We start from the raw sequence: 26,773 nt of genomic DNA on the forward strand, positions 1-26,773 counted from the left end.
CGCCATGTGTGAACTGCTGGGCATGAGCGCCAACGTACCAACCGACATCTGCTTCAGCTTTACCGGCCTGATGCAGCGGGGCGGGCGCACCGGCCCGCACAAGGACGGCTGGGGCATTGTTTTCTACGAGGGCAAGGGAGTGCGCACCTTCAAGGATCCCCAGCCCTCCAGCCAGTCGCGCATCGCCCAGTTGGTGCAGGAATATCCCATCAAGAGCTGTGCCGTGGTCAGCCATATCCGCCAGGCCAACCGGGGCGGTATCGCCCTGGAGAACACCCACCCCTTCACCCGCGAGCTGTGGGGTCGCTACTGGACCTTTGCCCACAACGGCCAGCTCAGCGGCTATAAGAGCAAGCTGAAAACCGGCCGGCACAAGCCGGTGGGCGACACCGACAGCGAGCTGGCCTTTTGCTGGATACTGCACGAACTGGAGCGCAAATATCCGCGCAAGCCCGGCAACATGGCGGCCATGTTTCGCCACGTGGCCACATTGTGCGACCGGCTGCGCGCCCTGGGGGTGTTCAACATGCTGCTCACCGACGGCGAATACCTGATGACCTACTGCAGCAACAACCTGCACTGGATCACCCGCCGCGCTCCCTTCGGCCCGGCGCGCCTGATCGATGAAGAGGTGGAAATCGACTTCCAGCAGGAGACCACCCCCAACGACATTGTTACCGTGATCGCCACCCAGCCGCTCACCAACAACGAACAGTGGCACAAGATGCAGCCCGGCGAGTTCAACCTCTTCCACCTGGGCGAACGTATCGCCGGCAACGGCGCCTAGCCGTCAATCCCAAAAAAGGGGTCGGAGTCATTTTCCATCAGAAAATGACTCCGACCCCTTTTTTGGGGCAATCTTGGCTACGCTTTCAACATTACCGTTGAGCGAGGCAAGCCATGACCTTTGTTTCCCCCCTGGCCCCGGAGCGGCTCTATCGTGCCTGCGACGAGGCTGTTTTCACTTTTGCCACCACCGATGAACTGACCGACAATGGTGCCCTGGTCGGCCAGGAGCAACTGCTGGAGGCGCTGTCCTTCGGCACCGGTATTCGCAGTCAGGGTTTTAATATTTACATGATGGCGCCGGAACCTTGCAGCCGGCACGATCTTATCCAGCGCTTTTTGTCCGGCCGGGCGGCCCACGAGCCGGTACCGCCGGATCTTTGCTATGTGTACCGTTTCGACGATCCGGTACGACCTGCGCTGCTGAGCCTGCCCGCCGGGGTGGGGCGGCGTTTCAGGGCCAGCCTGGAAAAGCTGGTTGAAGAACTGTTGACGAGTATTCCGGCGGTGTTTGAAACCGAGGAGTACCGCACCCGGCTGGAGGAGCTCAACCAGCAGCTGGCCGAGCGCCAGGCGGCGGCCCTGGCCGAAATCAAGGCCCTGGCCAAGGCCGAGCAGGTCGCCCTGATCAGTACCCCCACCGGCTTTACCCTGGCGCCGCGCAAGGGTGAAGACGTACTGGATGCCCGCGCTTTCCGCCAGTTGCCGGAGGCGGAGCGCTCCGCCCTGGAGCAGGCCATCGCCCGGGTCGAATCCCGGCTGCAGGAGGTGCTGCAGCAGTTCCCCCACTGGCGGCGCGAAACCCAGCTGCATATCCAGTGGCTGAATGAAGAGATGGTGATGTTCGCCGGCGGTAACGCCATCGATGAACTGCGCCGGGAATACGGTGGCTGCGATCCGGTGATCCGCCATCTGGAGGCCATACAGCAGGATTTGAGCGGCAACGTCAATCTGCTGCTCGGTCATATGCGCGAAGGGGAGCTGCCCGCCCAGTTGCTGGCCCGCTACCAGCTCAACCTGCTGGTGGACAACGCCGATACCAGCGGCGCCCCGGTGATCTATGAAGACTGGCCCAATCTGGCCCGGCTGCTCGGCCGGGTTGAACACCATGTACAGCAGGGCGCCCTGGTTACCGACTTCACCTTAATCCGGGCCGGCGCCCTGCACCGGGCCAATGGTGGTTACCTGATCCTGGACGTGCGCAAACTGGTGCAGCAACCCATGGCCTGGGAGGTGCTCAAACGGGCCTTATTCGCCCGGGAGATTCGCATCGAATCCCTGGAACGTTTCTACAGCCTGGCCAGCACCATTTCCCTGGAGCCGGAGCCGGTCGGCATGGATCTCAAGGTGGTGCTGATTGGCGATCGCCAGCTCTATTACCTGCTGGCCGCCTATGATCCGGACTTCGGCAAGTTGTTCAAGGTGCAGGCGGACTACAACGATGATATCGAGGTCAGCAGCGAAAACCTGCAACGCTACGCCCGTTTCATCGGCTGGCTGGCGCGTCGTCAGGATCTGCGGCCGCTCACCCGGGATGGCGTGGCCCGGTTGATTGAGCACTCGGGCCGGCTGGCGGAAGATCAGCAACGGCTGTCGGCGCTGACCCAGCAACTGACCGACATTCTGCACGAGGCCAATTACTGGGCCGAGCACGGCAGCCGCACCAGCATAGATGCGGCGGCGGTGGAGCAGGCGCTGGACGCCGCCCGGGCACGGGCCTCGCGCATTCACCGGCGGATGGAGGAGTCGGTGTTGCGCGGCAGCAAGTTTATCGACACCGACGGCACCGTGGTGGGCCAGGTCAATGCCCTGACGGTGCTGGATCTGGGCAACTACCGCTTCGGCCAGCCGGCGCGGATCAGCGCCACCGCCCGGCTCGGCTCCGGCGCCGTGCTCGACATCGAGCGGGAGGCCAAGCTCAGCGGTGCCATCCACGCCAAGGCCATGTTGATCCTGTCGCGCTTTTTGAGCCATCGCTACGCACCGGAAGGACCCATGGCGGTGTCCGCCAGCCTGGCCTTCGAGCAGTCCTACGGCATGATCGAGGGGGACAGCGCCTCGGTGGCGGAGTGCTGCGCCCTGATCTCCGCCATCGGCCGGGTGCCCCTGCGCCAGGCACTGGCGGTGACCGGCTCCATCAATCAGTTCGGCCAGGTACAGCCCATCGGCGGGGTCAACGAGAAGATTGAGGGGTTTTTCGATATCTGCCGGGCGCGGGGCTTTGCACCGGAGCAGGGAGTCATCATCCCCGGCGCCAATCAAGACAACCTGATGCTCAACCGCGAGGTGCGCCGGGCGGTGGCCGAGGGGCGGTTCAGGATTTATGCGGTGGCGCACCTGGACGAGGCGCTGGCCCTGCTCAGCGGTATGGTGGTGGGGGAGGCGGACCCGCAGGGGAACTATCCCGCCGATACCGTCAACGGCCTGGTGCAGCAGCGGTTGCAGGCACTGGCCGAAGTGCAGCGCCGGCAAAAGGCGGCAGAGCAGGAGGACGGGGCCAAGGGCCCGGACAAGGAAGTATGATCAGGCATATCGTATGGTATCTGGATCTCAGCCAGGCCGAGCTGGAGATGCTGGAACGGGTGGCCGAGTTCGCCGCCCGGCACGGGGCCCGGCTGCGCGCCGTTTTTATCGAGGACGAAAGCCTGCTGCGTTCGGCCGAGTTGCCCTGCACCCGGGAGGTGAGCCTGACCACAGGCCGGGTGCGGTCGCTGGAGCCGGAGCGGCTGCGCCTGCAACTGCGCCGCCGGCACGAGCATATCCGCCAGCGGCTGGAGCAGCTCGGTCGCCACAGTGCCCTGGAATGGAGCCTGGACATGGTGTCTGGGCGGCGGGATCGGCTGCAGGCAGCATCGCTCCCGGAGCCGGGCGAGGTGCAGGTGGCGGTGCTCGATCCGGGGGATGAACTGGCTGAGGTGCCGGCATCGGGGGGATCGCGGCTGGTGCTGAGTCGCCGCTTCCGGCCCGCAGAGCTGGTGCTGGCGGTATTCGAGGATGCCGGCCGGGATCTGCCGGTTGTGCTCCGGGCCCGGTGGTTGGCCCGCCAGGGGCGGTTGCCCCTGTGGCTTGCCGTGCCGGCGGAGCAGGCCGCCGGGCTGGAGCCGGTGCTGGCATCGCTCGGGCTGGCGGACGCCATGCTGCCCCTTGGTGGCTGGACCCTGGCCGCGTTGTTGGCGGTGGCCACCGACAGGGCCTCGTTGCTGGTGTTGCATCAGGACAGCACCCTGCTGGCCGGCGCCCGGATGAGGGGAATTAATGCCGCCTTGCTGGTGGCACCGGAGCGGGAGGATGACATAGGGCCGGAGCGGCCGTAAGCAGGCGCGCCCTGTCGCCCGCGGGGCGGCAGGGCGTGTTGGGTCAGTCTTCGGCGTGGCCCTGGGCGGGCAACTCGGTGCCGTCCAGCACCGCCTTGCCTGTGATCATGGCCAGCCGGCCGTCGCAGAACCAGCGCACCACCAGCGGATAGATGGCATGCTCCTGCACCAGCACCCGGGCGGCCACGGCGGCTTCGTCGTCCCCTTCGAAGATGGGCACCCGCGCCTGCAGCACCACGGGGCCGCCGTCCAGCTCCTCGGTGACGAAGTGCACGCTGCAGCCGTGCTCCTCGTCGCCGGCTTCGATGGCGCGGCGGTGGGTGTGCAGGCCCTGGTATTTGGGTAGCAGCGAGGGGTGGATATTGAGCATGCGGCCCTGGTAGTGGCGCACAAAACCGGGGGTGAGGATGCGCATAAAGCCCGCCAGCACCACCAGATCCGGCCGGTAGCCGTCGATAAGCGCCATCAGGGCGGCATCGTAGCTTTCCCGGTCGGCGTAATCCCTGTGGGACAGGGCGGCGGTGGGCACGCCCGCAATGCGGGCGCGCTCCAGGCCGTAGGCCTCGGCCTTGTTGCTGATCACGGCGACGATATCGCCGCCCAACTGGGCGGCGGCGGCCTGATCGAGCAGCGCCTGCAGGTTGCTGCCGCTGCCGGAGATCAGTACGACGATGCGTTTCATTGGATCTCGACCTGTTCTTCACCCTCGGCGGCGGCGTCGATGCGGCCGATCAGCCAGGCGTTTTCACCGGCATCCCGCATAAACTGGACCGCGGCCTCGGCCTGTTCGGCGGGCAGGGCGATGATCATGCCCACTCCGCAGTTGAAGGTACGGTACATTTCAAAGGTTTCCACGTTGCCGGCCTGCTGCAGCCACTGGAATACCTGCGGCCACTGCCAGCTGGCACCGTCGATCACCGCCCTGGCATTGGCGGGCAGCACCCGGGGAATGTTTTCCCAGAAGCCGCCGCCGGTGATGTGGCTCAGGGCGTGGATATCGAACTGCTTGATAAGCTCCAGCACCGGCTTGACGTAGATGCGGGTGGGGGCCATCAGGGCATCGGCCAGGGTGCCTTCGCCCAGGGGCTGGTTCAGGTCGGCGCCGCTCACTTCCAGGATCTTGCGGATCAGAGAGTAGCCGTTGGAGTGGGGGCCGCTCGAGCCCAGGGCGATCAGGGCGTCGCCGGCGGCCACCTTGGAGCCGTCGATAATGCCGCTTTTTTCGACCACACCAACACAAAATCCTGCCAGGTCATAGTCGCCGGCCTCGTACATGCCGGGCATCTCCGCGGTTTCGCCGCCGATCAGGGCGCAGCCGCTCAGCTCGCAGCCGGCGCCGATGCCGGTAACCACGTCGGCGGCGGTGTCCACGTCCAGCTTGCCGGTGGCGTAATAGTCGAGGAAGAACAGCGGCTCGGCGCCCTGCACGATCAGATCGTTGACGCACATGGCTACCAGATCGATGCCCACACCCTGGTGACGCTGGAGATCGATGGCCAGGCGCAGCTTGGTGCCTACACCATCGGTGCCGGCCACCAGCACCGGCTCTTTATAGCCGGTGGGCAGCTGGCACAGGGCGCCAAAGCCCCCGAGTCCGCCCATCACTTCCGGGCGTTGAGTACGACGGCTAACGCCTTTGATGCGTTCAACCAGGGCGTTACCGGCATCGATGTCGACACCGGCGTCTTTGTAGCTCAGGGGTTTGTTCTGCGTCACGGGGGATCACCTTGTTTTTGGATTCAAAGGCCGGCGGGGACAATGGGCGCCTGTTCCGGCTGGTACTGATGTATTCGGGCGCTATTCTAATTTAATGGGCTGGCCAGTGCCACAGCCGTGAGCAGCCCGGGAGCGGGGAAGACAATCGTTTGCTAAAAGTTTCCCTGTGCGGCTGCCGCAGGACGCTATTTTATGCTAGCATTCCGCGGTTTTTTTATACGTCGGGAGATCGGGTTGATGAAAGTCGTTGAGGTAAAACACCCTTTGGTGAAGCACAAACTGGGGCTGATGCGGGAAGCCGACATCAGCACCAAACGCTTTCGTGAACTGGCGAAGGAAGTGGGCAGCCTGCTGACCTACGAGGCCACCGCCGATTTCGAAACCGAAAAGACCACCATCAACGGCTGGAACGGCCCGGTGGAAGTGGACCAGCTCAAGGGCAAGAAGGTGACGGTGGTGCCCATACTGCGCGCCGGCCTCGGTATGCTGGACGGCGTGCTGGAGCACATGCCGAGTGCCCGGGTCAGCGTGGTGGGGGTCTACCGCGACGAGGAAACCCTGCAGCCGGTGCACTATTTCAACAAGCTGGTCAGCCATATCGAAGAACGGCTGGCACTGGTGGTGGATCCCATGCTGGCCACCGGCGGCTCCATGGTGGCGACCATCGACCTGCTCAAACAACAGGGCTGTAACCAGATCAAGGTGATCGTGCTGGTGGCCGCGCCCGAGGGCATCAAGGCCCTGGAACAGGCGCACCCGGATGTGGAGCTGTACTGTGCTTCTATCGACGAGCGGCTCGATGAGCACGGCTACATCATTCCCGGCCTGGGCGATGCGGGCGACAAGATTTTTGGCACCAAGTAATCAAGGCAAAACCGGCTGAGGCCGGTTTTTTTCCGTTTATCCAAGGTTGATGACAATGACTCCTGCAGAGCAAACCGACGCCCTGGCCGCCGGCCAGGCGGTGGCCAATACTCCCCTGCGCCAGGCCCTGGCCGGTTCCCAGATGCTGTTTGTGGCCTTCGGCGCCTTGGTGCTGATGCCGCTGATCACCGGGCTGGACCCGAACGTGGCGCTGTTTACCGCCGGTATCGGTACCCTGATCTTCCAGCTGTGCACCAAGCGCCAGGTGCCCATCTTCCTGGCGTCCTCCTTTGCCTTTATCGCCCCCATCCTCTACGGGGTGCAGACCTGGGGCATTCCCGCCACCATGAGTGGCCTGATGGCGGCGGGCGCCGTTTACGTGCTGCTCAGCCAGCTGGTGCGCTGGCGCGGCACCGCCCTGCTCACCCGGCTGCTGCCGCCGGTGGTGGTGGGACCGGTGATCATGGTCATTGGCCTCGGCCTGGCGCCGCTGGCGGTGAACATGGCCATCGGCAAGACCGGCGACGGTGCCGCCGAGCTGATGCCGCAGGACGTGGCCCTGTGGCTGTCGCTGGGCTCCCTGGTCACCACCCTGCTGGTGTCCACCATGGCCAGGGGCATCTTCCGGCTGGTGCCCATTACTGCCGGCATCGCGGTGGGCTATGGCCTGGCGCTGTGGTTCGGGGTGGTGGACTTTACCCCGGTGAAGGACGCGGCCTGGTTTTCCCTGCCCAATTTTGTCGCGCCCGAATGGCACTGGCAGGCGGTGCTGTTCATGATCCCGGTGGCCATCGCCCCGGCCATCGAACACATCGGCGATATCCTGGCCATCAGCTCGGTCACCGGCAAGGACTACGTCAAAAAACCCGGCCTGCACCGCACCCTGCTGGGTGACGGCCTGGCCACCGGCGCGGCGTCCCTGTTCGGCGGGCCGCCCAATACCACCTATTCGGAGGTGACCGGGGCGGTGATGCTGACCAAGAACTTCAACCCGGTGATCATGACCTGGGCGGCGGGCTTTGCCATCGTGCTGGCCTTTGTCGGCAAGTTCGGCGCCCTGATGCTGACCATCCCCACCCCGGTGATGGGCGGCATCATGATACTGCTGTTCGGCTCCATCGCCACCGTCGGCCTCAACAGCCTGATCAAGCACCAGGTGGATCTGTCCCAGGCGCGCAACCTGTGCATAGTGGCGGTGATCCTGGTGTTTGGCATTGGCGGCATGGCCTTCGGCATCGGTAATTTCAGCCTGCAGGGCATCAGCCTGTGCGGCATCATCGGCATACTGCTGAACCTGGTGCTGCCCCGCTCCCGGAGCCATTGATTCTGGCCATGATCGAGGATCTCTGGTTATCATGAGCGTCAAGCTCCGTTAACGATGGCGACGTCATGCTGAAAAAACTGTTTCTGATGCTGATGGTACTGTTTTCTGCTGCCAGCCAGGCACAATCGGTGTTCGAGGTTCATCTCGATACCGCCCCCTACCGCCTTGAGCAGGCCCGTGAACAGGCGGCGGGCCTGGTGCTGGAGCGACTGACCGGCGAGCGGAGGTCCTGGGTGCAGGAGGAAATCGTACGTGAATGGGAGCGCTACCACAGAGACGAACGCTCGACCGGCGGCTACCGGGTGGCCTTCATCCCAGACGCGCTGCTGCCGTTGCTCCAGAGCGCCGGGCTGGCGGTGCTGACCGAGCCGCGTCCGGCGTTGTTGGTGTGGCTGATCGAGCAGGGCCAGGCCCGGAGCGAAGCCGACGCCGCCTGGCAGCGGGCACAGCAGCAGTATCCGATGCCGCTGCTGTGGCCGCTGTGGGATCTGCAGGAGCACATGGATATCGACAAGCAACGGCTGTTCGATGCCGGCGTCCTGGCCGGGGCCAGTGGCCGCTATGGGGCCGGGCACTGGCTGGCGGTTGAGGCGGGCCAGTCGCGCTGGCACTGGCAACTGTTCGCCGCCGGTGAAGACAGCCCCCTGGCCGGGGGCGAGGAAGACTCGCCTGCCGGCGTGCTGGCCGCGGTTAATCGCCACTGGATTGCGGCAGCCGCGGGACGCGAACCGCCCCGGCCCGACAACCCCCGCCCGGCCCAGGCACTGGAGCCGGGCCAGGATGGCCCGGGCGAACTGACCATAGTGGTATCCGGGCTGCGCCAGTTCGCCGATATCGTCCGCCTGGAGCAACGCCTGGCGGAGCTTGAGGGCGTTGGCCGGGCCTTGCTGCTGGACAGCGCCGGCGATCAGGCCAGGATCAGGCTGCAACTGTCGGCATCGCCCGAGGCGGTGTTGCGGTCGCTGGCCGGTAGCGGCCTGACGGCACAGGGCGAGCGGATGTATCGGTGGACGGGAAGCCAGGTTGAATAAGGAAGACGAGGACGAGGGACAGCCGGCGCAGCTCGCCCTGGCCATGCAGTTGCCGGATGACGAGACCTTTGCCAGCTTCTATCCCGGCGACAACGCCCAACTGCTGACCGCGCTCAAGAACGCCGCCGTGGGCCAGGGCGAAGAGGTGATCTACCTCTGGGGCCAGGCCGGCGGCGGCCGTTCGCACCTGCTGCACGCCACCTGCGCCGAGGTCAATGCCTGCGGCCATGCCGCCGCCAGCCTGCCGCTGGAGCGCCACCGGCAGATGTCGCCGCGCCTGCTCGACGGCATGGAGCTGCTGCCACTGGTCTGCCTCGACAATCTCGATGCCATCGCCGGAGTGGAAGAGTGGGAGCGGGCGGTGTTCAATTTCTTCAACCGCCGGCGCGAAAAAGGCGTCGGCTCGCTGGTGGTAAGCGCCAGCACGGCTTCCCGCAACCTGGGACTGCTGTTGCCGGATCTGGCCTCGCGCCTGGACTGGGGGGTCGCCTACCAGTTGAAGCCGCTGGACGACGAGGGCAAGCTCGGCGCCCTGCAACTGCGTGCCGAACTGCGAGGGTTCAAGCTGCCTACCGACGTAGGCCGGCTGCTGCTCAGCCGCCTGTCCCGGGACATGAGTACCCTGCTGGCCGCCCTTGATCTGCTCGACAATGCTTCTTTCCAGGCCAAGCGCAAGCTGAGCCTGCCCTTTACCCGGGAAATCCTGGGACTGTAGGGCGGTACGCCAAGGCAGGGACTGGGGATTCGAGAGCCACTATTACTGGTCCCGAGTCCCGAGTCCCTAATTCTGATTTTTCTTCTTGCGGATGCTGAGGCCGAGTTCGCGGCCGCGGAACTTGGCGTAGTAGATATTGCCCACGAACATGGTGCTGGCCAGCAGCAACTCCACCAGTGCCAGCCATCGCTCGCCCTCATCCACCCACAGCAGGGTGAGGGCGTGCAGGAAGTAGGGCATGATCAGGAAAATGGCCCAGGCATGGGTATAGGGGTTGCCCCTGAGCATGCCGGCCATGGGGATGAACAGCCAGGGCAGCCAGAGCATCAGCATAAAGCCCGGGCCCAGCTCCGGGTGGGGAGAAATCAGCCCGTGCCAGAGCCCGACCCAGGCAATCAGCCCGAGGTAGCCGGCCAGCGCCAGCCTGCGTGCGAGTCCGGTGGTCATCAGAGGATGTCCAGCACCTGCTCGGGCGGACGGCCCAGAGCGGCCCGCTCACCCTTGACCACGATGGGGCGCTCGATCAACCGGGGATGGGCGACCATGGCGGCGATCAGTTCGGCCTCGTCGGTCACCTCGGCCAGGCCCAGGGTCCGGTATTCTTCTTCCTTGGTGCGCATCAGCTCGCGCGCCGAGCGCATGCCCAGCTGCTCGAGCAGGACCTTCAGTTGATCTGCATCGGGCGGGGTATCCAGATATTTGATAATTTCCGGCGTCAGGCCCCGTTGTTCCAGCAGGGCCAGGGTCTCCCGGCTTTTCGAGCAACGGGGATTATGGTAGATACGTACACTCATGATTCACTCCTGTGGCAAGGCTGCGGGCATTGTATAGAAGGGGACTGCATATGGGCAAACATCATGCCCTGTTTTTGGCGGTGCTGGTGCTGGCGGGGTGCCGGGAAGCGGCCACCCTGACCCTGGCGGACGGTCAGCGTCAGGCGCTTGACGATTACGAGGGCCGTTGGCTGGTGGTCAATTATTTTGCCGAATGGTGCGCTCCCTGCCTGCGGGAACTGCCCTTGCTTAACGCCCTGAGCGAGGCCGCCGAGCCCGCTGTGCTGGCGGTCAGCTTCGATGCCCTGCCGGCCCAGGCTCTGGGCGAACTGCAGCAAAAATACCGGATGCTGATGCCGGTGGCGGCCGGGCTGGAAGGCCCTTGGCCCTTTGAACTGCCGCGGGTGCTGCCCACCACCTTTGTGATCGATCCCGACGGCCGGTTGGCGGCCGAGCACAGGGGAGAGCTGCACCCCGAGCATATTGACCACTGGCGGGCGCTGTACTGGGGGGAATAACGACGGGGTTAGGGAGTATCAGTTGCGCAGGGCATCCCAGTCCTTCTGCTGCTGGCGCAACTGTTCCAGCCTGGCGCCCAGCCGCGCCCGCTGCATGGCGTCCTGGGACAGGTTGGCGGCCAGCTCCATCTGATCCACCGCCACCTCGTAGCGGCCCTTGAGCGCGGCCACTTCGGCCTGGGCCTGGCGGAAGGCCGATTCGTCGCTGAGCGGCCGGTAGGCTTGGGCAATCAGCTCCCAGGCCAGGGGATTTTCCGGATGGCGGCGCAGGTAGCCGTCGAGCAATTCGGCCGCTTCCTGGTGGCGGCCGGCCTGCAGCAGGCTGTCGGCCAGGTTGATCATGACCACCTGGTTGTCGGGCTGGCGCTGGGCGGCCTGCTGCAGCCGGGCGATGGCGGCGTCGTGGCGTTTGCGGGCGTTGTCCAGATCGGTCAAGGCATCGAGCACAAAGGTGTTGCTGCCGTGACGGCCGGCCAGGTCGGCGAGCACCGGCTCCGCCTCTTCGTTGCGGTTGATCGCCAGCAGGGCGAGCGCCTGGCCGTAGCGGGCGGCGTCCGGCTGCCAGTCGCCGCCGCTTCCGGCGGCGCGGGCGAAGTAGTTGTGCAGTTCTGTGGTTCCCGACTGCTGGAAGCGCACCATGATCCTGGCCTTGGCAAACTGGAAATCCAGATCCGGAGCATACTGGCGCACCGGGTATTCGGCTGCCCGGCTGCGGGCTTCGGCGATACGGCTGGCGGGCAGCGGGTGGGTCAGCAGCATTTGGGGCGGCGTGCTGGCGAACTGGTATTGCTCGGCCAGCTTTTGGAAGAAGGTGGCCATGGCGTTGGGATCGAAGCCGGCGTTGTACAGCAGGCGCAGGCCCAGGCGGTCGGCTTCGAATTCGTTGTCCCGGGTATAGTTGATGGCCGACTGCATCTTGAGCCCCAGGGTGGTCTGCAGCGCGGCCATGCCGGCCTGGGGGTTGACCACGGCCAGCGCCACCGAGCCGACCAGGCCGGCGATGGTGAGCGGGGTGCTGCGGGATTGGGATTCCAGATAGCGGGCAATATGACGTTGGGTGACGTGGGTGATTTCGTGGGCCATGACCGAGGCCAGTTCGCTTTCATTGGCGGCATTGAGGAACAGGCCGGTATGCAGTTGCACCACGCCGCCGAGGAAGGCGCTGGCGTTGATGCTGTCGTCGCGGATCAGCAGGAAGCGGAAAGGAAAGCGTACTGAATCGGCCTGGGACAGCAGCTTGAGCCCAAGCCCGGTGACGTACTCGTTGAGCACGGGATCGTCCACCACCGGCTGGTTGGCCCGGGCGAAGCGGCTGAAAGCCTGGCCGAAACGCGCTTCCCGCTCGATCGACATGGCGCTGACCCCGGCGGTGCCGATATCGGGCAGGCTGTTGTCGGCGGCGGCCGGCAGGGCGGTGGCCAGGGCCAGGGCCAGGGCCGCTGTGGTGGTGCGAAAAGCCATTGCGAAAACCTTGTTGCTGCCTGTTTGCCAGCAGAATAACCGGCCGGTACGGCCGGAACAAGCATTGTTTGGCGGGGCGAAGGAGGGGATAATGCTTTCTTTTTGGCAGGATGACGAATGGACAGGCTGGACGCCAGCGCCCTGCGCTGCCCCTTGCCACTGTTGCGGGTAAAGCTCTGGCTCAAGGCGGCCCGGACGGGCCAGCAACTGTGGCTGCGACTGTCCGATCCCGGCTCCCGCCAGGACCTGCCCGGCTACCTTGAGCGGGCCGGCCAGAGCGTCGAGGTGGTGGCCGACCATCCCGACCGGCTGGAACTCATCATCACCAAACACCCATAAGGAAAGCGCTTCATGCTGGATGTCCTCAAGCACTGGTACCGACAACGGTTTTCCGATCCGGGGGCGGTGGCCCTGTTCCTGCTGCTGCTGTTCGGCTTTGTGGTGGTCTATTTCATGGGCCATATTCTGGCGCCCTTTTTCGCCGCCATCGTGGTGGCTTACCTGCTGGAATGGCCGGTCAGCCGGATGGAGCGGCTAGGGCTGGGCCGGGGGCTGGCCGCCGGCGTGGTGCTGCTGTTGTTCGCGCTGCTGCTGGTGTTGTCCTTGGTGAGCATAGTGCCCTCCTTTCTGGTGCAGACCGCCAACCTGGCGCGGGAGGTGCCGACCATGATCAACCGTACCCAGGAGGCGCTGCTGACCCTGCCCGAGCAATATCCTGAGCTGGTGGACGTGACCCTGGTGCAGAGTGTGCTCGACGATCTGCGCAGCCGGCTGCTGGGATCGGCGGAAGCGGTGCTGGGCGTGTCCATCAGCTCGCTGACCAACGCCGCTGTGCTGCTGGTCTATCTCATTCTGGTGTCGGTGCTGGTGTTTTTCATGCTCAAGGACAAGCGCCACCTGCTGGACGGCATGAGCCGTTTCCTGCCCCGCAATCGGGAGCTGGTGTCGCGGGTGTGGCTGGAGATGAACGGCCAAATCGCCAACTATGTGCGCGGCAAGGTGATCGAGATCCTCATTGTCGGCGGCGTCAGCTACATCACCTTTATCCTGCTCGGGCTCAACTACGCCCTGTTGCTGGCGGTGCTGGTCGGTTTTTCGGTGCTGATCCCCTATATCGGTGCCGCCGCCGCCACCGTGCCGGTGGCCATGGTGGCCCTGTTCCAGTGGGGCTTCACCCCGCCCTTTTTCTACGTAATCGTCGCCTACGCCATCATCCAGGCGCTGGACGGCAACGTGCTGGTACCCATCCTGTTTTCCGAAGCAGTCAACCTGCACCCCATCGCCATCATAGTGGCAGTGCTGGTGTTTGGCGGACTCTGGGGATTCTGGGGGGTGTTTTTCGCCATTCCCCTGGCCACCCTGGTCAAGGCGGTGATCAACGCCTGGCCCCACCACGACGATATGCCGGCCGGCCAGGCCTGACTTTCCACTTGCATGCACAGACGTTAAGGAACAGACAGTGAGAGAACATTTCGGCTCCCGCTTCGGGTTTATCATGGCCGCCGCCGGGGCAGCGGTCGGGCTGGGCAATATCTGGGGCTTCCCCACCCAGGCGGCGAGCAACGGCGGTGGCGCCTTCCTCATCGCCTACCTGGTGCTGGTGCTGGCGCTGGCCTTCCCCATGCTGGTGATGGAAGTGGCCATAGGCCGTTTTGGCCAGGCCAACCCGGTGGATTCGGTGCGCAAGCTGGGTCGCGGCCGCGGCCAGCAGACCATGGCTTCCCTGGTGGGCTATGCGGGCATGCTGGTGCCGAGCCTGGTGTTGTCGTTTTATGCCATCGTCGCCGGCTGGCTGCTGGCCTTCCTGGCCGCCAGCCTGACCCGTATGCTGGGCTGGGATGCGGCCACCGCCTGGCTGCAGGCCTTTGGTCTGGGCCGCAATATCGTCTGGACCCTGGTGTTCTACCTGCTCACCATACTGGTGGTGCAGGCCGGGGTACGCAAAGGCATAGAGCGCTGGTCGGCCCGGCTGATGCCGGCGTTGTTCGTGTTGTTCCTGCTGCTGTTCTTTTACATCCTTACCCAGGACGGCGCCATGGCGGGGCTGCGCCATTATCTGGTGCCTGATTTCGGCAAGGTGATGGATCCGGATCTGCTGATCAGTGCCATGGGCCAGGCCTTCTTTTCGCTCACCATCGGCGGTTGTTCCATGCTGATGTACGGCTCCTACCTGAGCAAGCAGGAGAGCATCCCCAACACGGCCTTCCAGGTGACGCTGATCGACACCGGCGTGGCCTTCCTGGCCGGCTTGGTGATACTGCCGGCCATGTTCGTGGCCATGAACAACGGGGTTACCATCTACGCCGAAGACGGCAGCCTGCTGAGTGCCGACACCCTGGTGTTTGTGGTACTGCCGGCCCTGTTCGATACCATGGGACCCGTTGGCCTGGTGATGGCGCTGGTGTTTTTCGTGCTGATGGGCATCGCCGCCCTGACGTCATCCATTTCCATGCTGGAGGTGCCGGTATCCTATGCCACCGAGCGTTTCCAGGCTTCCAGGCCACGGATGACCTGGCTGCTGGGTAGCGTCCTGGCACTGTTCAGCGTGGTCATCTGCCTGAATTTCGGCACCCTGTTCGGGTTTGTGATAAGGCTTTCTACCCAGAACATCCAGCCCCTGGTGGGCCTGGGCTTTTGCCTGCTGGGCGGCTGGATGTGGGGGCGGGCCAAACTGTTCGAGGAACTGGTGCAGGGTTCGCCGGCGCTTGCCTCCAGCCTGTTCTGGCGGATCTGGCCCTGGTATGTGCGGCTGGTGTGTCCGTTGCTGGTACTGCTGGTGATCGGTGCCAGCTGGTGAGGCAGCCTTAGGGATTAGGGATTGGGGATTGGGGATTGGGGATTGGGGATTGGGGATTTTTGCCCCAGCCCCCAGTCCCCGGAGGTCAGTAGAGCATGCTGTAAAGCTTGCGGCGGTAGCGGGAAGCGACCGGATCGGCGCCCATGGTGGTCAGCATGTCGAGGAAATGTTTTTTGGCCTCGCCGAAGGCCAGATCCTTTTGCAGCACCTCGATCAGCAGTTGCAGCGCCTCTTCCTGGCGTCCGGCCTGGAAGAAGAGTACCGCCAGTTCCTCTTTCAGTGCCATGTTGTCCGGATCTTCGGCCAGTTTCTGCTCCAGCTCGCGCAGTTCGGGACTGTCGGCGGCTTCTTCCGCCAGCTCAAGTCGCGCCAGTATGTGCTGGTACTGGCTGTCCTGGTCGGCCATGCCGATGGTGGCCAGCAGTTGTTTGGTTTCTTCCAGCTTGTTCAGGGCCAGGGCCGCTTCCGCCAGATACAGGCGGATGGCCGGGGTGTCGTCCAGGGCGCGGGCCTGTTGCAGCAGGCTGTAGGCGGCCTGGGGATCCTGCCCTAGGGTTTGCTTGGCCTGCTCCAGCAGCAGGTCCGCCTCGTTCGGCTGATAGGGCTGGAGGAAGGCCCTGACGGCAGCTTCGTCCTGGGGACCTTCGAGGATATCCACCGGCTGACCGTCCTTGAAGGCCACCAGAGCCGGCAGGGCCTGCAGCCCGAGCTGGACCGCCAGGCTCTGCAACTGGGGATCGGCCACGTCCACCCGGGCCAGGTCGAGGTGATTGCTGTCGGCACCGACCAGGCGCTCGACCAGGGGGCCGACGGTCTGGCATTCGGGGATCTGGTCGGCGTGGAAATAAATCACCACCGTTTTGCTCATGGAAGCCTGGATCAGCGCCTGCTGGAAATTCTGTACAGTGATATCAACAATCATAAACGGCGTCTCATTAAGGGTTTATGGATAAGTTGGGCTGAGGCCCGGTAATTTCAAGGCCGGCATACAAATCCTCGGCCCGGCACAGACGGGGCCGGCCGGCCGGCGAGCCGGCCACCGCCAGGGTCAGCCGGGCCGGGGCGGGAGCAAAGGGATAGAGCCGGTAGGTGCTGTGCTCCAGCCGGGCCCGGGTATCGCCCGGCCGCCAGCGGACCCGTTGCAGGTTGTTGGCAATACCGCCGCCCTCGGCCTTGAGCACCGCTTCCTTGACGGTCCAAAGGCGCAGGAAGTCCTGGGCCGGGTCGGGGCTTTGGGCCAGCCAGTGCTGTTCGGCGCGGCTGAAGTAACGCCGGGCCAGACGCTGGATCCGGGGGGGATCCAGTTGGCGGCATTCCAGATCCAGGCCGATCTCTGCACCTCGTGCCAGGGCCAGGGCCAGCCAGTCGCCGCTGTGGCTGATGCTGAAATGCCAGTCCGGATCCGCCGGCGCCGGTTTACCGCCGGCATCGATCCGGATGTCGATCCCGGCGGGATCCTGCTCCAGCCGCCGGCCCAGCCAGTGGCGCAACAGAAAACGGCCAAGCAGAAACAGGCTGGCCTGCCGAGGGTGGGCCATGGCTTCCAGGCGCTGGCGCTCCGCCAGAGAGAGTGTTTTTTGAGCATGTTGCGGTAATTTTATGCCGCTGCCGTCACAAATCAGTAACTCGACGACGATATCATTGTTTTTACTCATATTCTCTTTTGCAAAGTACCAAGGATCTGCTCTAGTATCTTTCAAATCCATTGCTGGTAGCCATTATTCGGATGAAAAAGGTCATTCTCTTTAGCAGCTTGTTGCTGATTGCCGGTTGCAGCAGCACCGGAATCGAGTCAGGCAAAAAGATGGCTGGTAAAAAACCGTCTTCTTCCCTGACTTACAGTATCAGCACCGGCCCGATGAAACCCAAGCGTTCCCTGTCCACCGTCAGCAACCTGCATCAGGTTTACCAGCGCTGGCGTGGCGTTCCCTACCGCTTTGGCGGGGTTGGCGAGGACGGCATCGATTGTTCCGCCTTTACGCGTACCATGTATCAGGAAGTGTTCGGCATGGAGCTGCCCCGCAGCACCTACGAGCAGGTCCACCTGGGGCGTGAAATCGGCCGTGACGAGTTGCAGCCGGGCGATCTGGTCTTTTTCCGCATCGGCAACGGCACTCAGCACAATGGTGTCTACGTGGGAGACGGCAAGTTTGCCCACGCTTCGTCCAGTGTCGGGGTGACCATTTCCCGCCTCGACAATGTGTACTGGCGCAGCCGCTACTGGCAGGCCCGCCGTCTGCTCGACGACATCTGAAAAAGAAGATAGGTGGCCGGGGATGGAAGGCAGCGATAATGCTGCCAGTCCCCAGTCCCCAGTCCCCAGTCCCCAGTCCCCGTCACTTTCCCTGGAAGCGGTTCAGCTCGTTCATCACCTGTAACATCAGCGACAGCTCGGGGCTGGCATCGGCCCGCGAGCGGTAGTCCTGTGCACTCAGCAGCTGCAGGTCTCCCCGACGGTTGAACAGGGTAATGTCGTTACCCAGGTAGATAGCGTATTCCTCTTCGTCCGAGGCCAGCCGCCAGCGCTGCTCCCGGGCATCGAACAATGACTGACCGGTGCCGAAGCTGCGTAGTGGGGTTCGTACTCCCAGCGCCTGTTGCAGCAGGGTCGGGGCCAGGTCAAGCTGGCTGGTGGGATGCCGGTAACGGGCGGCCTCCCGTCCCGGCCAGCCGATCACCAGCGGGACGCGCAGCTGCTGAGGCGAGTAGGCGCTGCCGAAACCCCAGGTATTGTTGCCGTTGTCGTTGAATTCGACGCCATGGCCCGAAGTGACCACTACTATGGTGTCCCGTGGCGTGGAGCGGACCAGGGCCAGCAGTTCGCCCAGCAACTGGTCGGTATAAAAGACGGCGTTGCGGTAGCGGTTGAACAGGGCCTCGCGCTGCTCGCTGTGATAGGGCCGGGTCGGGTTGATTTGTTGCAGGGACGGCTGGAAGGGGCCGGACTGTCCCGGCGGCAGTTCCAGGGCGTTGAGCGCATCCAGGTAGACGAAGGAAAACCAGGGCCTGTCGTCCGGGGCCTGTGCCAGCCAGTCGGCAAAGCGGCCGAAGGCCAGGCGATCCCCGGCGGCTCCCGCCGGTGCCGGCGCCATGCCCGGGTTGCGCAGGGTGGAGAAGATGGCATCCCGGTACAGGGCACTGTCGGTGCCGCCGCTGGCGAACAGGCCCAAGCGGTAATCCTGGCGTTGCAGCTCGTCGATCAGTACCGGCGCCATGCCTTCCTGCTCGGCGTCCCGCCGGTAGTGGGCGGGCAGGCTGTAGAACAGGCTGAACAGCGCCGGTGCCGGGCGGTTGCCGGCGCTCAGATGATTGTCAAAGCGCAGGTGGCGGTCGGCAAAGCGGCTCAGGTTGGGCATGGTGATGGCATCGAGCTGGTCGGCGCGCAGGCCATCCGCCACTACCAGCAGAATATTGGGCGCCAGCTCCGGCGGCTGCACCGACAACGGCCGCAACGGATAATTGAGCCGGCGCTGGGGCTGCTCGGCGGTGCTGGCCGACAAGCGCCGGTATTCATCCTCGTCCAGCCAGCCCTGTTTGATAAGGAAGCTCTTGGCGGTCATCGGGTAGGACAGGGGGAAGTTGGCCTTCTGGTTGGTGATCGGCGTATACAGGGTGGCATCGGCCCAGATATGGACGCTGTGGGTCAGAAAAAAGCAGACCAGCAGGGGGAGCGCCAGGGGCAGGGTGAGGGAGCGCCGCCGGCGCTGGCTCCAGCGCCACAACCAGCCGCCGAGCCAGAGTTCGAACAGGAACAACAGCGGCACCCAGACGAACAGCCAGCCCCAGCCCGAGGCGTCTTCCGCCTGGGCCTGGTCCAGCAGCAGCCGCCAGACCGCCGGGTTGAGGTGGAACTTGAACAGGCTGAACACCTGGGTGTCCACCAGCAGCAGGGTCAGGGCGCCGGTGGCAATCCCTGCCCCGAGAAACTGCACCGCCCTGAGCCTGGGCAACAGGAAAGTCAGCGGAAACAGGGTCAGCAAATAGGTAAAGAAGGTCAGGAAGGCGAAATGGCCGACCCAGCTCACCAGCATGTAGGCCAGGCCCAGGCTGCTGTCCGGCCAGCCGGAGCCAAGCAGATAGCGGCTCGACACCGCCATGGCCAGCAGGATATTGAAGAACACAAACCAGTGTCCCCAGCCGATCAGGCGGGAAACATTATCGCGATAGAGGTTGCCGGTCTCGACCATGGCAGCGGGCTTGATGCGGGCGAAAGGGCGCTCAGTGCGCGCCGTTGCGGGTGTCGACGGAGCCGGTCAGCACCTTGGCGAACTTGTCGGCAATGGCCTGGCGCTGGCCCGGCGCCACCTGGTGGTTGATTACATGGGTGGCCAGGTTGCCCAGTACCATCAAGCGCAGATCCGCCGGTGCCTGATGTTTGTCCATCACCGCTTCCAGCTCGCTCAGCAGCTGGTCGAATTGTTTGTCGTACTTGGAAAGGATAGGCATGGGCGTTCAATCATGTAACTTAGTAACAGGGCGACTATAATACCCCACCCCTTCTGGCAACTCTATGGCAATCTGTTATGAGCTTGGATATCGAACACATCATAGTGCACTCCCTGTTTTGCGACGAGCAGGGAGAGCCCCGGCTGGCGCTGCGGGAGCAGGAACTGGCCACCGGGCCCGCGGTCAACCGGCTGATGGGCGAGTTGCATCATGTTTACAACACCAAGGCAGGCAAGGTGTTCGGCTATTTCAATGAGGAAGACCAGGACGGTTTCCGGGATTTGGTGCGGCGGGTGGAGGATCAGAGCCTGACTTTTGCCGCCTTTTCCCACCTGGCGGCCGAACGGCTGCTGGCGGAACTCAAGCGCCTGGGCATGGACGAGCAGGGGGTGCTGCTGTTCGTGCGTTACCGCTGGCTCGGCGCCGACTACCTGCTGATCGCGCTGCTCGACAACAAGGACAGCGTCACCGTGACCGACAAGCTGGAGGTCAGCCAGGCCAGCTACCTGGATTTGGGCCGGATGCAGCTGGCCGCCCGCCTGGACCTGACCGAGCTGCAGAGCCGGCCCGAATCGCGCCGCTACTTTTCCTTCATCAAGGGCCGGGCCGGGCGCAAGGTGTCCGACTTCTTCCTGAATTTCCTGTCCTGCGTGGAAGGCATGGATCCCAAGGCCCAAAGCCAGGGGCTGCTGAAGGCGGTGGACGAATACTGTCAGGCGCGCCAGCTCAGCCCCGAAGAGAAGCAGGAAAGCAAGGCGCTGGTCAGCCGGTATTGCCGCGAGCAGCTCAAGGAAGGGGAAGAGCTGGAGCTGCGCGAGCTGTCGGCGGAGCTGGGCACCGACGACGACCTGGATTTCTACCAGTTCGTCAGCGAGGAATACCAGCTGGAAGAACGCTTCCCGGTGGACAGATCCGCGCTCAAGGGGCTGACCAAATACGTGGGCTCCGGCGGCGGCCTGACCATCAGCTTTGAGCAGGCGCTGTTGGGCGAGCGCATCCAGTACGACGCGGAGACCGACACCCTGGTGATAAGGGGGACGCCACCCAATCTCAAGGCACAGTTGCGGGGCCGGGAGTGAAAAGGGCGGGGCGGCGTCCTGCCGCCCCTGGACTGTAGCAAGTAGGCATACTTGGAACAGGAAAGGGAACATCTCGATGGCGGCCAGTCTAGCGACTGTGTTAGCTTTGTTGAACCGAATTAAACAGATAACCCCAATCGAGTTTTTCAATGAGTCGTTGGCCCAGCCTGAAACAACTGACCTACCTGGTGGCGCTCGACGAGCACCAGAATTTCAACCGTGCCGCCAAGGCCTGCTTCGTCAGCCAGTCTACCCTGAGCTCCGGCCTGCAGAACCTGGAAGGCCTGCTTGGCGGCGAACTGATTGAGCGTGACCACAAGGCCTTCGTAATGACGCCGCTGGGCCGCCAGGTGGTGGCAAGGGCGCGCGAACTGCTGGCCCAGACCCGGGATCTGATGGAACTGGTGGAAGGGCAGAAGGGAGCGATGAAGGGCGCCATCCGGCTCGGTTGCATTCCCACCATAGCGCCTTTCCTGCTGAGCCGGCTGGTGCAGTCCTGCCGCGACCGCTATCCGGATCTGGATCTGCTGCTGCGGGAAGATACCACATCCCAGTTGCTGGCCATGCTGCGATCCGGCGAGCTGGATCTGTTGCTGCTGGCCCTGCCCACCGACACCGAGGGCTTGCGCTCGCGGGTCATTGGCCAGGATCCCTTTGTGCTGGTGATGCACCAGGAACAGGCAGGGGACTTTGCCCAGCCGGTGGATTATCGCCGCCTGCCGGATCACAGTATTTTTCTGCTGGAGCAGGAGCACTGCCTCACCGAGCACGCGGTGAGCGCCTGCCGGCTCACCGACAGGCGTAAAATCAACCCCTTCGCCGCGACCAGCCTGCACACCCTGGTGCAGATGGTGGGGGCCGGGCTGGGCTCGACCTTTTTGCCGCGGATGGCGATCGACGCCGGCATTCTTGCCAACACCGATATCCTCGCCATGGCACCCCAGGGGGACAAGGCCTACCGGGATATCGGCCTGGTATGGCGGCCCACCGCCACCCGGGTCGAAACCTTCTACCGGCTGGGCGATCTGGTGGCTGAACTGCTGTAAACAAAAAAAAGCGGAGTGCCGTGGGGCACTCCGCGGGTTGGTCCCGATACCGCCGGCTCAGGCGCCGGCGCGGATCAGGTGGTCGAAGGCGCCGAGGGCGGCGGTGGCGCCGGCCCCCATGGAGATGATGATCTGCTTGTAGGGCACAGTGGTGGCGTCGCCGGCGGCGAACACCCCGGCCATGGAGGTCGCACCCTTGGCGTCGATCACCACCTCGCCGAAGCGGGTCAGTTCCACTTCCGAACCTTTCAGGAACTCGGTGTTGGGCACCAGGCCAATCTGCACGAAGATACCCGCCACGTCCAGGCGCTTGGATTCGCCACTGACCCGGTCGGTGTACTGCATGCCGGTGACCTTGCTGCCGTCGCCCAGCACTTCGGTGGTCTGGGCATTCATGATGATGTCGATATTGCCCATGGAGCGGGCCTTGCGCTGCAGTACCTCGTCGGCACGCAGGGTATCGGCGAACTCCAGCACGGTGACGTGCTCGACGATGCCGGCCAGGTCGATGGCCGCTTCAATGCCGGAGTTGCCGCCGCCGACCACGGCCACTTTTTTCCCTTTGAAGAAGGGGCCGTCGCAGTGTGGGCAGTAGGCCACGCCCCTGGTACGGTACTCGGTCTCGCCGGGCACATTCAGCTCGCGCCAGCGCGCGCCGGTGGCCAGGATCACCGCCTTGCTCTTGAGGGTGGCGCCGCTGGCCAGGGGCAGCTCGATAAGCTCCCCGCGGTGGATGCCGGCCGCCCGCTGGTCGGTGATGATGTCCACCCCGTATTCCCTGACGTGCTGCTCCAGGCTGGCGGCCAGCTTGGGTCCCTCGGTGTAGGGCACGGAAATGAAGTTTTCGATGCCGACGGTGTCCATTACCTGGCCGCCGAAGCGTTCGGCCACCATGCCGGTACGGATCCCCTTGCGGGCGGCGTAAATGGCGGCGGCGGCTCCGGCCGGGCCACCACCCACCACCAGCACGTCGTAGGGGGCTTTTTCGGCGAGGGCGGCGGCCTTGCGCTCGGCGGCGCCGGTATCAATCTTGCCGATGATTTCTTCCAGGCTCATGCGGCCCTGGCCAAAATGCTCGCCATTGAGGTAGACGGCGGGCACGGCCATCACCTGGCGTTCGTTGACCTCGTCCTGGAACAGGGCACCGTCGATCATCACATGGCTGATGTTCGGGTTCAGGGTCGCCATCAGGTTCAGCGCCTGCACCACATCCGGGCAGTTCTGGCAGGACAGGGAGATATAGGTTTCAAAATGGAACTCGCCCTCGAGATTGCGGATCTGCTCCAGCAACTCGGGGGAAGCCTTGGACGGATGGCCGCCGGCCTGCAGCAGGGCCAGCACCAGTGAGGTGAACTCGTGACCCATGGGGATACCGGCAAAGCTGACCCGCGGCGTTTGCCCGGCGGGCGCGATGCTCATGCTGGGGGTACGAGCGGCTTCGGCTTCCTTGAGGCTGATCTTGCCGGAAAGCCCACTGATTTCGGTGGCCAGTTCCAGCAATTCCTTGGATTTGGGGCTGTCATCACCGGACACGCTGATCTCTATCGGAGAGACGATGTTCTGCAGATAGGTGTCCAGTTGTTTTTTCAGGTTAGCATCTAACATAGTCGTGTCCTGTGCTGAATTTTGGGTATAAAAAACCCGGCCCGCCGACCGGATGAGATGTCATCGCAGCGGGCCGGGGTAGGGCTGGCGGTGTTAGATCTTGCCGACCAGGTCCAGAGACGGCGCCAGGGTGGCTTCGCCTTCCTGCCACTTGGCGGGGCAGACTTCACCCGGGTGGGCAGCTACGTACTGGGCAGCCTTGATCTTGCGAACCAGGTCGGAGGCGTCGCGGCCGATGCCTTCGGCGGTCACTTCGATGGCCTGGATCACGCCCTGGGGGTCGATGATGAAGGTGGCACGGTCGGCCAGGCCCTGGCCTTCACGCATGACACCGAAGTTGTTGGTGATGGTGCCGGTCTGGTCGCCCAGCATGTAGTACTGGATCTTGCCGATGGTTTCGGAGCTGTCGTGCCAGGCCTTGTGGGTGAAGTGGGTGTCGGTGGACACGGAGTACACTTCAACGCCCATTTTCTGCAGCTCGGCGTAGTGGTCGGCCAGGTCGCCCAGCTCGGTGGGGCAGACGAAGGTGAAGTCGGCCGGGTAGAAGAAGACGACAGACCACTTGCCTTTCAGGTCGGCTTCGGTCACTTCCACGAATTTACCCTGGTGGTAAGCCTGGGCGGTAAAGGGTTTGATTTCGGTATTGATGGAAACGGCCATGAATTAGCTCCTTTATTTCCGTGAGTGGATGAGTTTCTCTCTCGAACGCTGTCCATACTAGGCGCTCTTAATCATCGAATAAAGTCATTATTTTCTATCGCAGTGATTGATAAATCCGATTGATTGAAGGTACGCGCCCGGGCAGGCTCAGTTTCGGATGGCGCCGGCAGAGCCTCGCCACCCGGCTTTGGAATGCCTGCATAAGCTAGCCCTTTTTTGTGCGCATCGCTACCCCCTCAAAATGACAAAACAACAACACACGGGTACCGGACGGACGCCATGGCTGAGGCGGACGGTTTTTTTGCATCCGCAAAAAATACTCTGGCGGCCTTTTTCGCAGCTGTTTTTTTTCTCTCATCCCTTGCGCTGCCTGGCCTGGCGCGCCGATATCAGGAAAAAAGATAAACATTGGAGTTTGGTCGGGATTATTTATTGCTTATGTATTAATTTTTCGTAACTTTATTACTTTTTAGCTATTTGAAGTCGCTTTTAAAATTTTGGTTTATTTTTATTTTTTCTTTTTAATCAGTGCTTTGCTGATCATCGTTAAGCGTTTCCGGTTATGTGAGCTATGTTGTGTTTTAGTAAAATTGGATCTTGATCTCCCGCCGTTTTTTGCGCAACGTAATAACTGCACCGCAACGTAACACAGTGCCGCGGCAGGGAAAGGCGGCGGTGCCGCATCCCCGGCACCGGCCATACCAGCGGAAACGAGCTGCAAAGCCAACGATAACAACGACAAGGTGACTGCCAAGCCGAGCGGTTTATGCCCCTCGGGTTTGACAGGGAAGTGTCAAGCATCCGCAACCGGGTTGCTCAACTTAAACAAGACAGGACTGGAACCATGCCATACGCCAATGAAATCGATACCCTGGCCACCCTTATCAAGCAAAATCCGAGCTGGGGGGCCATCAAGCCCGAATACGCCGCCCGCATGCGGGTGCAAAACCGCTTCAAAACCGGCCTCGACATCGCCAAATACACCGCCCGTATCATGCGCGAAGACATGGCCGCCTACGACAGGGACTCGTCCCAATACACTCAGTCCCTGGGCTGCTGGCACGGTTTCATCGGCCAGCAGAAGCTGATTTCCATCAAAAAGCATTTCGGCAGCACCCAGCGGCGCTACCTCTACCTGTCCGGCTGGATGGTGGCGGCCCTGCGCTCCGAGTTCGGCCCGCTGCCGGATCAATCCATGCACGAGAAGACCTCGGTGCCGGCCCTGATCGAGGAGCTCTACACCTTCCTGCGCCAGGCCGACGCCTGGGAGCTGAACCACCTGTTCCGCGCCCTGGAAGAAGCCCAGAAGGCCGGTGACGAGGCCAAGGCCAAGGACATTCTGAGCCAGATCGACAACCACGAAACCCATGTGGTGCCGATTGTCGCCGACATCGATGCCGGCTTCGGTAACGCCGAGGCGACCTACCTGCTGGCCAGGAAGATGATCGAAGCGGGGGCCTGCTGCATCCAGATAGAAAACCAGGTGTCCGACGAGAAGCAGTGCGGCCACCAGGATGGCAAGGTGACGGTGCCCCACGCCGACTTCCTGGCCAAGATCAACGCGGTACGCCTGGCCTTCCTGGAACTGGGGGTGGACGACGGCGTGATAGTGGCGCGCACCGACTCCCTGGGGGCCGGCCTGACCAAGCAGATCGCGGTGACCCACGAGCCGGGGGATCTGGGGGATCTGTACAACAGCTTCCTCGATGGCGACTACATCGACAGTGCCTCCGACATCGACAACGGCGACGTGGTGATCAAGTCCCAGGGCAAGCTGCTCAAGGTCAAGCGTCTGGCCTCCGGCCTGTTCTGCTTCAAGCCGGGTTCCGGCGAGGACCGGGTGGTGCTGGACTGCATCACCAGCCTGCAGCACGGCGCCGACCTGCTGTGGATCGAGACCGAGAAGCCCCATATCGGCCAGATCAAGGGCATGGTGGACCGTATCCGTGAAGTGGTGCCCAATGCCAAGCTGGTGTACAACAACAGCCCGTCCTTCAACTGGACCCTGAACTTCCGCCAGCAGGTATTCGACGCCTGGGCCGCCGAAGGCAAGGATCTGTCCGGCTACGACCGCGCCAGGCTGATGAGCGCCGACTACGACGACACCGAACTGGGCCGCCTGGCCGACCAGTGGACCGCCAACTTCCAGCGCGACGCGGCCCGGGAAGCCGGCATCTTCCACCACCTGATCACCCTGCCGACCTACCACACCGCGGCCCTGTCCACCGACAACCTGGCCAAGGGCTACTTCGGCGACGAGGGCATGCTGGCCTATGTGGCAGGCGTACAGCGCCAGGAGATTCGCCAGGGTATCGCCACCGTCAAGCACCAGGACATGGCCGGCTCCAACATCGGCGACGACCACAAGGAGTTCTTCGCCGGCGAGGCGGCGCTGAAGGCCGGCGGCAAGGACAACACCATGGGCCAGTTCGAAAATATCTGACCCGGGTCCGAAACAACGGAAAAATACTAACTAGGTCCATCTCGTTTTTGGCAGCCTCCGGGCTGCCTTTTTTTTGTTTGCCCGGCGAAGCCGGCAAACCCGGCCATCTGAAAGAAGATGGCGTCACCCCGACTGAGGGGAAGACAATCCGACTGGCAAGGGCGCCACTGGCCAACGGTGGGGTCTGAAGGAAGC

The 26,773-nt window shown here is 63.4% G+C and carries 26 protein-coding genes; 15 read left to right on the top strand and 11 right to left on the bottom strand.

Annotation, left to right across the window (positions count from 1 at the left end):
- Window positions 1-4 precede the first annotated feature (4 nt).
- From C7I36_RS05500 to C7I36_RS05510, 3 genes are all read left to right on the top strand, one after another.
- Complete coding sequence (locus C7I36_RS05500) at window positions 5-787, top strand: class II glutamine amidotransferase (RefSeq protein ID WP_106452720.1); 783 nt, start codon at window positions 5-7, stop codon at window positions 785-787.
- Window positions 788-900: 113 nt separating this feature from the next.
- Window positions 901-3,309: a Lon protease family protein gene (locus C7I36_RS05505; RefSeq protein WP_106452721.1), complete on the top strand. Its 2,409-nt coding sequence runs from the start codon at window positions 901-903 to the stop codon at window positions 3,307-3,309.
- The gene (locus C7I36_RS05510) at window positions 3,306-4,100 is read left to right on the top strand and encodes a hypothetical protein (protein ID WP_106452722.1); all 795 of its coding nucleotides are present in this window, start codon (window positions 3,306-3,308) and stop codon (window positions 4,098-4,100) included. Before C7I36_RS05505 ends, C7I36_RS05510 begins: the two co-directional genes overlap by 4 nt.
- Before the next feature lie 43 nt (window positions 4,101-4,143).
- On the opposite strand, the gene purN is transcribed toward C7I36_RS05510, so the two are convergent.
- The gene (gene purN, locus C7I36_RS05515) at window positions 4,144-4,782 is read right to left on the bottom strand and encodes a phosphoribosylglycinamide formyltransferase (protein WP_106452723.1); all 639 of its coding nucleotides are present in this window, start codon (window positions 4,780-4,782) and stop codon (window positions 4,144-4,146) included.
- On the bottom strand, window positions 4,779-5,816 hold the full coding sequence (gene purM, locus C7I36_RS05520; protein WP_106452724.1) for a phosphoribosylformylglycinamidine cyclo-ligase: 1,038 nt from the start codon (window positions 5,814-5,816) through the stop codon (window positions 4,779-4,781). The genes purN and purM overlap by 4 nt, the downstream gene beginning before the upstream one ends.
- A 237-nt stretch (window positions 5,817-6,053) precedes the next feature.
- Between purM and upp the strand changes: the two genes are divergently transcribed.
- The 4 genes from upp to hda all read left to right on the top strand — a co-directional run bounded on the left by upp (window position 6,054) and on the right by hda (window position 9,750).
- Window positions 6,054-6,680 (top strand): uracil phosphoribosyltransferase, encoded by a 627-nt coding sequence (gene upp / locus C7I36_RS05525; protein WP_106452725.1) that lies wholly within the window; start codon window positions 6,054-6,056, stop codon window positions 6,678-6,680.
- Window positions 6,681-6,735: 55 nt separating this feature from the next.
- Window positions 6,736-8,004: a uracil-xanthine permease family protein gene (locus tag C7I36_RS05530; protein ID WP_106452726.1), complete on the top strand. Its 1,269-nt coding sequence runs from the start codon at window positions 6,736-6,738 to the stop codon at window positions 8,002-8,004.
- 65 nt (window positions 8,005-8,069) lie between these two features.
- Window positions 8,070-9,035 carry a DUF2066 domain-containing protein gene (locus C7I36_RS05535; RefSeq protein WP_106452727.1) on the top strand — a complete coding sequence of 322 codons (966 nt, stop codon included), beginning with the start codon at window positions 8,070-8,072 and terminating at the stop codon, window positions 9,033-9,035.
- Entirely contained in the window at window positions 9,028-9,750 is a 723-nt protein-coding gene (gene hda / locus C7I36_RS05540; protein ID WP_106452728.1) for a DnaA inactivator Hda, read from the top strand. The genes C7I36_RS05535 and hda overlap by 8 nt, the downstream gene beginning before the upstream one ends.
- A 66-nt stretch (window positions 9,751-9,816) precedes the next feature.
- On the opposite strand, the gene C7I36_RS05545 is transcribed toward hda, so the two are convergent.
- Window positions 9,817-10,197 carry a DUF2069 domain-containing protein gene (locus C7I36_RS05545; protein ID WP_106452729.1) on the bottom strand — a complete coding sequence of 127 codons (381 nt, stop codon included), beginning with the start codon at window positions 10,195-10,197 and terminating at the stop codon, window positions 9,817-9,819.
- A complete protein-coding gene (gene arsC, locus C7I36_RS05550; protein ID WP_219899599.1) occupies window positions 10,197-10,547 on the bottom strand; it encodes an arsenate reductase (glutaredoxin) in 351 nt (116 codons plus the stop codon). Before arsC ends, C7I36_RS05545 begins: the two co-directional genes overlap by 1 nt.
- Window positions 10,548-10,594: 47 nt before the next feature.
- Between arsC and C7I36_RS05555 the strand changes: the two genes are divergently transcribed.
- Entirely contained in the window at window positions 10,595-11,041 is a 447-nt protein-coding gene (locus C7I36_RS05555; RefSeq protein ID WP_106452731.1) for a TlpA family protein disulfide reductase, read from the top strand.
- Between the two features lie 18 nt (window positions 11,042-11,059).
- Here C7I36_RS05555 and bepA read toward each other — a convergent pair whose 3' ends face one another.
- On the bottom strand, window positions 11,060-12,502 hold the full coding sequence (gene bepA, locus C7I36_RS05560) for a beta-barrel assembly-enhancing protease (RefSeq protein WP_106452732.1): 1,443 nt from the start codon (window positions 12,500-12,502) through the stop codon (window positions 11,060-11,062).
- Window positions 12,503-12,619: 117 nt separating this feature from the next.
- Here bepA and C7I36_RS05565 point away from each other — a divergent pair, with 117 nt between their 5' ends.
- The 3 genes from C7I36_RS05565 to C7I36_RS05575 are packed head-to-tail and all read left to right on the top strand — an operon-like array spanning window position 12,620 to window position 15,299.
- Window positions 12,620-12,841, top strand: coding sequence for a sulfurtransferase TusA family protein (locus C7I36_RS05565; RefSeq protein WP_106452733.1), 222 nt, complete (start codon window positions 12,620-12,622; stop codon window positions 12,839-12,841).
- Between the two features lie 12 nt (window positions 12,842-12,853).
- Window positions 12,854-13,924, top strand: coding sequence for an AI-2E family transporter (locus tag C7I36_RS05570; protein ID WP_106452734.1), 1,071 nt, complete (start codon window positions 12,854-12,856; stop codon window positions 13,922-13,924).
- 37 nt (window positions 13,925-13,961) lie between these two features.
- Window positions 13,962-15,299, top strand: a complete 1,338-nt coding sequence (locus tag C7I36_RS05575) for a sodium-dependent transporter (RefSeq protein WP_106452735.1) — start codon at window positions 13,962-13,964, stop codon at window positions 15,297-15,299.
- A gap of 85 nt (window positions 15,300-15,384) precedes the next feature.
- On the opposite strand, the gene C7I36_RS05580 is transcribed toward C7I36_RS05575, so the two are convergent.
- Both C7I36_RS05580 and C7I36_RS05585 read right to left on the bottom strand, forming a co-directional pair.
- Window positions 15,385-16,221 carry a tetratricopeptide repeat protein gene (locus C7I36_RS05580; RefSeq protein WP_106452736.1) on the bottom strand — a complete coding sequence of 279 codons (837 nt, stop codon included), beginning with the start codon at window positions 16,219-16,221 and terminating at the stop codon, window positions 15,385-15,387.
- A gap of 13 nt (window positions 16,222-16,234) precedes the next feature.
- On the bottom strand, window positions 16,235-16,954 hold the full coding sequence (locus C7I36_RS05585; protein WP_106452737.1) for a 4'-phosphopantetheinyl transferase family protein: 720 nt from the start codon (window positions 16,952-16,954) through the stop codon (window positions 16,235-16,237).
- A gap of 203 nt (window positions 16,955-17,157) precedes the next feature.
- Here C7I36_RS05585 and C7I36_RS05590 point away from each other — a divergent pair, with 203 nt between their 5' ends.
- Window positions 17,158-17,553, top strand: a complete 396-nt coding sequence (locus C7I36_RS05590) for an NlpC/P60 family protein (RefSeq protein ID WP_245880040.1) — start codon at window positions 17,158-17,160, stop codon at window positions 17,551-17,553.
- A gap of 82 nt (window positions 17,554-17,635) precedes the next feature.
- Here the strand turns inward: C7I36_RS05590 and C7I36_RS05595 are convergent, their stop codons facing one another.
- On the bottom strand, window positions 17,636-19,486 hold the full coding sequence (locus tag C7I36_RS05595) for a DUF3413 domain-containing protein (protein WP_106452738.1): 1,851 nt from the start codon (window positions 19,484-19,486) through the stop codon (window positions 17,636-17,638).
- A gap of 31 nt (window positions 19,487-19,517) precedes the next feature.
- Window positions 19,518-19,745, bottom strand: a complete 228-nt coding sequence (locus C7I36_RS05600; protein ID WP_106452739.1) for a YejL family protein — start codon at window positions 19,743-19,745, stop codon at window positions 19,518-19,520.
- Between the two features lie 77 nt (window positions 19,746-19,822).
- Here C7I36_RS05600 and yejK point away from each other — a divergent pair, with 77 nt between their 5' ends.
- Together yejK and C7I36_RS05610 are read left to right on the top strand one after the other, a co-directional pair.
- Window positions 19,823-20,824 (top strand): nucleoid-associated protein YejK, encoded by a 1,002-nt coding sequence (gene yejK / locus C7I36_RS05605; protein ID WP_106452740.1) that lies wholly within the window; start codon window positions 19,823-19,825, stop codon window positions 20,822-20,824.
- Between the two features lie 149 nt (window positions 20,825-20,973).
- Window positions 20,974-21,870, top strand: coding sequence for a hydrogen peroxide-inducible genes activator (locus C7I36_RS05610; protein ID WP_106452741.1), 897 nt, complete (start codon window positions 20,974-20,976; stop codon window positions 21,868-21,870).
- A 57-nt stretch (window positions 21,871-21,927) separates the two neighbouring features.
- Here C7I36_RS05610 and ahpF read toward each other — a convergent pair whose 3' ends face one another.
- Together ahpF and ahpC are read right to left on the bottom strand one after the other, a co-directional pair.
- Window positions 21,928-23,475, bottom strand: a complete 1,548-nt coding sequence (gene ahpF, locus C7I36_RS05615) for an alkyl hydroperoxide reductase subunit F (protein WP_106452742.1) — start codon at window positions 23,473-23,475, stop codon at window positions 21,928-21,930.
- Between the two features lie 93 nt (window positions 23,476-23,568).
- Window positions 23,569-24,135, bottom strand: coding sequence for an alkyl hydroperoxide reductase subunit C (gene ahpC, locus C7I36_RS05620; protein WP_106452743.1), 567 nt, complete (start codon window positions 24,133-24,135; stop codon window positions 23,569-23,571).
- An 844-nt stretch (window positions 24,136-24,979) separates the two neighbouring features.
- Here ahpC and C7I36_RS05625 point away from each other — a divergent pair.
- Complete coding sequence (locus C7I36_RS05625; RefSeq protein WP_106452744.1) at window positions 24,980-26,578, top strand: isocitrate lyase; 1,599 nt, start codon at window positions 24,980-24,982, stop codon at window positions 26,576-26,578.
- Window positions 26,579-26,773 lie beyond the last annotated feature (195 nt).

Source organism: Zobellella taiwanensis, from assembly GCF_003012795.1.
In the GTDB taxonomy this organism is placed as follows: Bacteria; Pseudomonadota; Gammaproteobacteria; order Enterobacterales; family Aeromonadaceae; genus Oceanimonas; species Oceanimonas taiwanensis.

What these genes read in the sequence shown, in the direction of transcription:
- C7I36_RS05500 (WP_106452720.1), top strand. Translation starts at nt 5, where the DNA reads ATGTGTGAACTGCTGGGCATGAGCGCCAACGTACCAACCGACATCTGC.
- C7I36_RS05505 (WP_106452721.1), top strand. Translation starts at nt 901, where the DNA reads ATGACCTTTGTTTCCCCCCTGGCCCCGGAGCGGCTCTATCGTGCCTGC.
- C7I36_RS05510 (WP_106452722.1), top strand. Translation starts at nt 3,306, where the DNA reads ATGATCAGGCATATCGTATGGTATCTGGATCTCAGCCAGGCCGAGCTG.
- purN (WP_106452723.1), bottom strand. Translation starts at nt 4,782, where the DNA reads ATGAAACGCATCGTCGTACTGATCTCCGGCAGCGGCAGCAACCTGCAG.
- upp (WP_106452725.1), top strand. Translation starts at nt 6,054, where the DNA reads ATGAAAGTCGTTGAGGTAAAACACCCTTTGGTGAAGCACAAACTGGGG.
- C7I36_RS05530 (WP_106452726.1), top strand. Translation starts at nt 6,736, where the DNA reads ATGACTCCTGCAGAGCAAACCGACGCCCTGGCCGCCGGCCAGGCGGTG.
- C7I36_RS05535 (WP_106452727.1), top strand. Translation starts at nt 8,070, where the DNA reads ATGCTGAAAAAACTGTTTCTGATGCTGATGGTACTGTTTTCTGCTGCC.
- C7I36_RS05545 (WP_106452729.1), bottom strand. Translation starts at nt 10,197, where the DNA reads ATGACCACCGGACTCGCACGCAGGCTGGCGCTGGCCGGCTACCTCGGG.
- C7I36_RS05555 (WP_106452731.1), top strand. Translation starts at nt 10,595, where the DNA reads ATGGGCAAACATCATGCCCTGTTTTTGGCGGTGCTGGTGCTGGCGGGG.
- bepA (WP_106452732.1), bottom strand. Translation starts at nt 12,502, where the DNA reads ATGGCTTTTCGCACCACCACAGCGGCCCTGGCCCTGGCCCTGGCCACC.
- C7I36_RS05565 (WP_106452733.1), top strand. Translation starts at nt 12,620, where the DNA reads ATGGACAGGCTGGACGCCAGCGCCCTGCGCTGCCCCTTGCCACTGTTG.
- C7I36_RS05570 (WP_106452734.1), top strand. Translation starts at nt 12,854, where the DNA reads ATGCTGGATGTCCTCAAGCACTGGTACCGACAACGGTTTTCCGATCCG.
- C7I36_RS05580 (WP_106452736.1), bottom strand. Translation starts at nt 16,221, where the DNA reads ATGATTGTTGATATCACTGTACAGAATTTCCAGCAGGCGCTGATCCAG.
- C7I36_RS05585 (WP_106452737.1), bottom strand. Translation starts at nt 16,954, where the DNA reads ATGAGTAAAAACAATGATATCGTCGTCGAGTTACTGATTTGTGACGGC.
- C7I36_RS05590 (WP_245880040.1), top strand. Translation starts at nt 17,158, where the DNA reads ATGAAACCCAAGCGTTCCCTGTCCACCGTCAGCAACCTGCATCAGGTT.
- C7I36_RS05595 (WP_106452738.1), bottom strand. Translation starts at nt 19,486, where the DNA reads ATGGTCGAGACCGGCAACCTCTATCGCGATAATGTTTCCCGCCTGATC.
- C7I36_RS05600 (WP_106452739.1), bottom strand. Translation starts at nt 19,745, where the DNA reads ATGCCTATCCTTTCCAAGTACGACAAACAATTCGACCAGCTGCTGAGC.
- yejK (WP_106452740.1), top strand. Translation starts at nt 19,823, where the DNA reads ATGAGCTTGGATATCGAACACATCATAGTGCACTCCCTGTTTTGCGAC.
- C7I36_RS05610 (WP_106452741.1), top strand. Translation starts at nt 20,974, where the DNA reads ATGAGTCGTTGGCCCAGCCTGAAACAACTGACCTACCTGGTGGCGCTC.
- ahpF (WP_106452742.1), bottom strand. Translation starts at nt 23,475, where the DNA reads ATGTTAGATGCTAACCTGAAAAAACAACTGGACACCTATCTGCAGAAC.
- ahpC (WP_106452743.1), bottom strand. Translation starts at nt 24,135, where the DNA reads ATGGCCGTTTCCATCAATACCGAAATCAAACCCTTTACCGCCCAGGCT.
- C7I36_RS05625 (WP_106452744.1), top strand. Translation starts at nt 24,980, where the DNA reads ATGCCATACGCCAATGAAATCGATACCCTGGCCACCCTTATCAAGCAA.